4 protein-coding genes are annotated in these 3,544 nt (G+C 74.0%); 3 read left to right on the forward strand and 1 reads right to left on the reverse strand.

The annotated features are described in order from the left end of the window. The 3 genes from ASF38_RS00275 to ASF38_RS00285 all read left to right on the forward strand — a co-directional run. A partial coding sequence (locus ASF38_RS00275; RefSeq protein WP_056572877.1) for an FABP family protein occupies positions 1–454 on the forward strand: 454 nt, incomplete at its 5' end. Continuing rightward, positions 447–1,466, forward strand: coding sequence for a folate-binding protein YgfZ (locus ASF38_RS00280; RefSeq protein ID WP_200914343.1), 1,020 nt, complete (start codon positions 447–449; stop codon positions 1,464–1,466). The genes ASF38_RS00275 and ASF38_RS00280, both read left to right, overlap by 8 nt. A 43-nt stretch (positions 1,467–1,509) precedes the next feature. Further along, on the forward strand, positions 1,510–2,019 hold the full coding sequence (locus tag ASF38_RS00285) for a hypothetical protein (RefSeq protein ID WP_156364684.1): 510 nt from the start codon (positions 1,510–1,512) through the stop codon (positions 2,017–2,019). A 14-nt stretch (positions 2,020–2,033) separates the two neighbouring features. Here ASF38_RS00285 and ASF38_RS00290 read toward each other — a convergent pair whose 3' ends face one another. After that, positions 2,034–3,389: a CpsD/CapB family tyrosine-protein kinase gene (locus ASF38_RS00290; RefSeq protein ID WP_056572880.1), complete on the reverse strand. Its 1,356-nt coding sequence runs from the start codon at positions 3,387–3,389 to the stop codon at positions 2,034–2,036. Between the last annotated feature and the right edge of the window lie 155 nt (positions 3,390–3,544).

Here is a 3,544-nt window from a genome sequence, read left to right on the forward strand (position 1 = left end):
CGGTACCTGGCACGGCAACGGGCGTGGCGACTACCCGACGATCGAGCCCTACTCCTTCGAGCAGGACGTCGTGCTCGCCCACGACACCCGGCCCTTCCTTCACTACTTCAGCCGGTCGTGGGTCACCGACGAGTCCGGCGAGCGGATCGGCCCCGGCGACCTCGAGACCGGCTTCCTGAGGCCTGCCGGTCTCGTGGAGGGCGGCAAGGGCATCAACGTCGAGCTGGTCCTCGCGCACCCCACCGGGTACGCCGAGGTCTGGTACGGCGTCGCCGAGGGACCCCGCATCACGCTCGCGACCGACATCGTCGCCCGCACCCAGTCGGCGGCGGAGTACACCGCCGGCCAGCGCATGTACGGCCTGGTCGACGGTTCGCTCATGTACGCGATCGACAAGGCCGCCGAGGGCCAGACCATGCAGTCGCACCTGTGGGGGAAGCTCGCCCGTGTCTGAGCCGCAGCCCGACCCCGCCGCCGCGGACGACCTCGCCCCGGCGCGGCGCCGCAGCCCCCTGCTCGACCTCGAGGGTGCCGTCGAGGCCGACCGCCCCGACCACGGGGTCGCGGCCCACTACGGCGAGCTCACCGTCGAGCAACGTCGTCTCGAGAAGGGCGACGGCTTCGTCGACCTCTCGCACCGGGACGTGCTGACGGTCACCGGCCCCGACCGGCTCACCTGGCTGCACTCGCTCACGACCCAGCACCTCGAGCGGCTCGAGCCCGGGCTGGCCACCGAGGGGCTCGTGCTCACCCCTCAGGGCCGCATCGAGCACGCGTTCGAGGGCGTCGACGACGGCACCACCTTCTGGGCGCACACCGAGCCCGGCGCCGGCGCGGCGCTCGTCACGTTCCTGGACCGCATGCGGTTCATGACGCGGGTCGAGGTCGCCGACGTCACCGCCACCCACGCCGTCGTGGGGCTGCACGCCGCCGAGCAGGACGGCGGGGGCGCGCGATGGGCCATCGAGCCGCGCGACACGGTGGCCTCGTGGCCCCAGCGGTACGGCCGCCCGGCAGGCACGTGGGCCTGGGAGGCCCTGCGCATCGCGTCCGGGACGCCACGCTTCGGCGTCGACACCGACGACCGCACGATCCCCAACGAGGTCGGGCTGCTCGAGCGGGCCGTCCACCTCGACAAGGGTTGCTACCGGGGCCAGGAGACCGTCGCCCGCGTGCACAACCTGGGCCGGCCGCCGCGTCGGCTGGTCCTGCTGCACCTCGACGGCTCGCCCGACCGGCTGCCCGCACCCGGCAGCGCCGTGGAGCGCTCCGACGAGCCGGGCAAGGCGGTCGGCGTGCTCGGGTCGCGCGCCCTGCACCACGAGCTCGGTCCCATCGGTCTGGCCCTCGTCAAGCGCTCGGTCCCGGTCGACGCCGCGCTGGTCGTCGACGGTGTGGCCGCAGGACAGGAGCCCGTGGTCGACCCCGAGGTGGGGCTGCACGTCCGACCGCGGTCGGGCCCCTGAGGTGGGCGCCCGTCCCGAGCGCAGTCGGTGGAGCATCCTCGCGGTGTGCACGGCCAACGTGTGTCGTTCGCCCCTCATGGAGCTGCTCCTGAAGGAACGACTCGACCCGTCCACCTTCGAGGTCGCCAGCGCCGGGGTGATGGGCTGGCGCGACGCGCCCGTCGACAGCATGGTGCGCCTCGAGCTCGCCCGGCTCGAGATCGACGGCTCCGACTTCCGTTCGCAGCCGCTGGAGGTGCGCCACGTCCGGGGCGCCGACCTCGTGCTGACCGCCACCAAGGAGCACCGGTCCGCCGTGCTGGAGCTCGACCCCGGTGCCCTGCGCAAGACCTTCACGCTGCTCGAGTTCGCGGCGCTCGTCGAGGGGCACGAGGCGACGCAGCTGCCCGAGCTCGTCGCCGACGCGGCCCGCCGCCGCAGCACGGGACCGGCGCGCGCCGACGTGCCGGACCCCTTCCGGCGCTCACCGGCGGTGCACCGCAGCACGGCCGACCTGATCGACGACGCGACGGCGTCGATCGCGCGCACGCTGTCGCTGCTGCAGCCGGCCTGACGCCGGCGACGTAGTCAGCGCCGACGTCGGCGCGAGGACTTCCCCTGGGCGTACTCGTACCCGTAGCCGTAGCGGCCGGCGGCCCGGCGGGGCGTCATGGAGAGCACGCTGCCGAACAGCTTCGCGCCGACCGTGTCGAGCCGGTCGACCGCGGCGCGCACCTGGTCGTGCCCGGTGCGTCCGTGGCGCACCACGAGCAGCGCGCCGTCGGCGAGCAGCGACAGGATCGCGGCGTCGGCGACCGGCAGGAGGGGCGGTGCGTCGATCAGCACGACGTCGTAGCGCTGGCGCAGGTCGGCGACGAGGCGCTCCATGGCACCGGTCTGCACGATCTCGGCCGGGTTCGGCGGACGGGCGCCGCTCGCGAGGACGTCGAGCCCGGGTACCTCGGTCTCCTGCAAGGCCTCGTCGAGGTCGACACGGCCCACCAGCACCGTCGTCAGGCCGACGGTGCTCTCCAGGCCGAACGACTCCGCGAGCTGGGGCCGGCGCAGGTCGCCCTCGACCAGCGCGACCCGCAGGCCCGACTGCGCGAGGGCGATGGCGAGGTTGCAGGCGGTGGTCGTCTTGCCCTCGGCCTCGACGGCACTGGTGACGGCCACGACGGTGCGGTCGTGGTCGACGTCGACGAACTGCAGGTTGGTGCGCAGGATGCGCACCGCCTCGGCGCGGGGGTGCTGAGGGGACAGCGAGGTGAGCAGGGGGGAGTCGTGCGCGGCCCGGTCGTGCGCGATCGCGCCCAGCACGGGTGAGCCGGTGGCCACCTCGAGGTCGTCGGTGGTGGCGATGCCCCGGTCGGTCGACTGGCGCCACCGAGCCAGGGCCAGGCCGATCAGCAGGCCCGCGAGCAGCCCGCCGAGCAGGTAGGGCCACCGCGTCGGCTCCACGGGCGAGGCGGAGCCCGATCCCGGGTCGATCACGAGCGTGGTCTCGCGCTGTGCGGCGTCGAGGTCCTCCTGCTTCGTGGCGAGCCAGGTGGTGAACTCCTCGGCGACCTGTCCGGCGGCCTCGCGCGCGTCGGCCAGGCTGTCGTCGCGCACGGTGACCTTCAGGATCGTGCTGTCGCCGACCACGCCGGAGGTGACGTCGTCGCGGGGGATCGGCGTGGTGCCGAGCGCCTCGCCGGCGCGGCCCACGAGCGCGGGTCCGCCCAGGATCCGGCCGTACGACTCGAGCGTCCGGGCCGAGAGCGTGCGGGCGGGCACCTCCTCGGTGCCGACGGGCGGCTCGACGAGGACCTCGGCCGAGGCCTCGTAGCGCGGTGTGATGCCGGACACGAGCAGCTGCCCCGCCACGGCACCGAGCACGCCGAGGACCACGACCAGGATCCACCGCGAGCCGAGGGAACGGCGGGTGGTCGGCGTCGGCATCGCGCACCGTCTCCTTGCTGGCTGGGGGATGGGCGGGCCTGCTGAGGGTCCTTCTCGGGTCGCCGGGATTGGTCTCGGGGGCACCGGTACGGAACACTATCGCTTGCACCCTGCGTCACGACGGGGTTCCCCCGTCTCGCAGTCAGCACCAGGAG

It is taken from the genome of Aeromicrobium sp. Leaf272, from assembly GCF_001422865.1.
Classification (GTDB): Bacteria; Actinomycetota; Actinomycetes; order Propionibacteriales; family Nocardioidaceae; genus Aeromicrobium.

What these genes read in the sequence shown, in the direction of transcription:
- ASF38_RS00290 (WP_056572880.1), bottom strand. Translation starts at nt 3,389, where the DNA reads ATGCCGACGCCGACCACCCGCCGTTCCCTCGGCTCGCGGTGGATCCTG.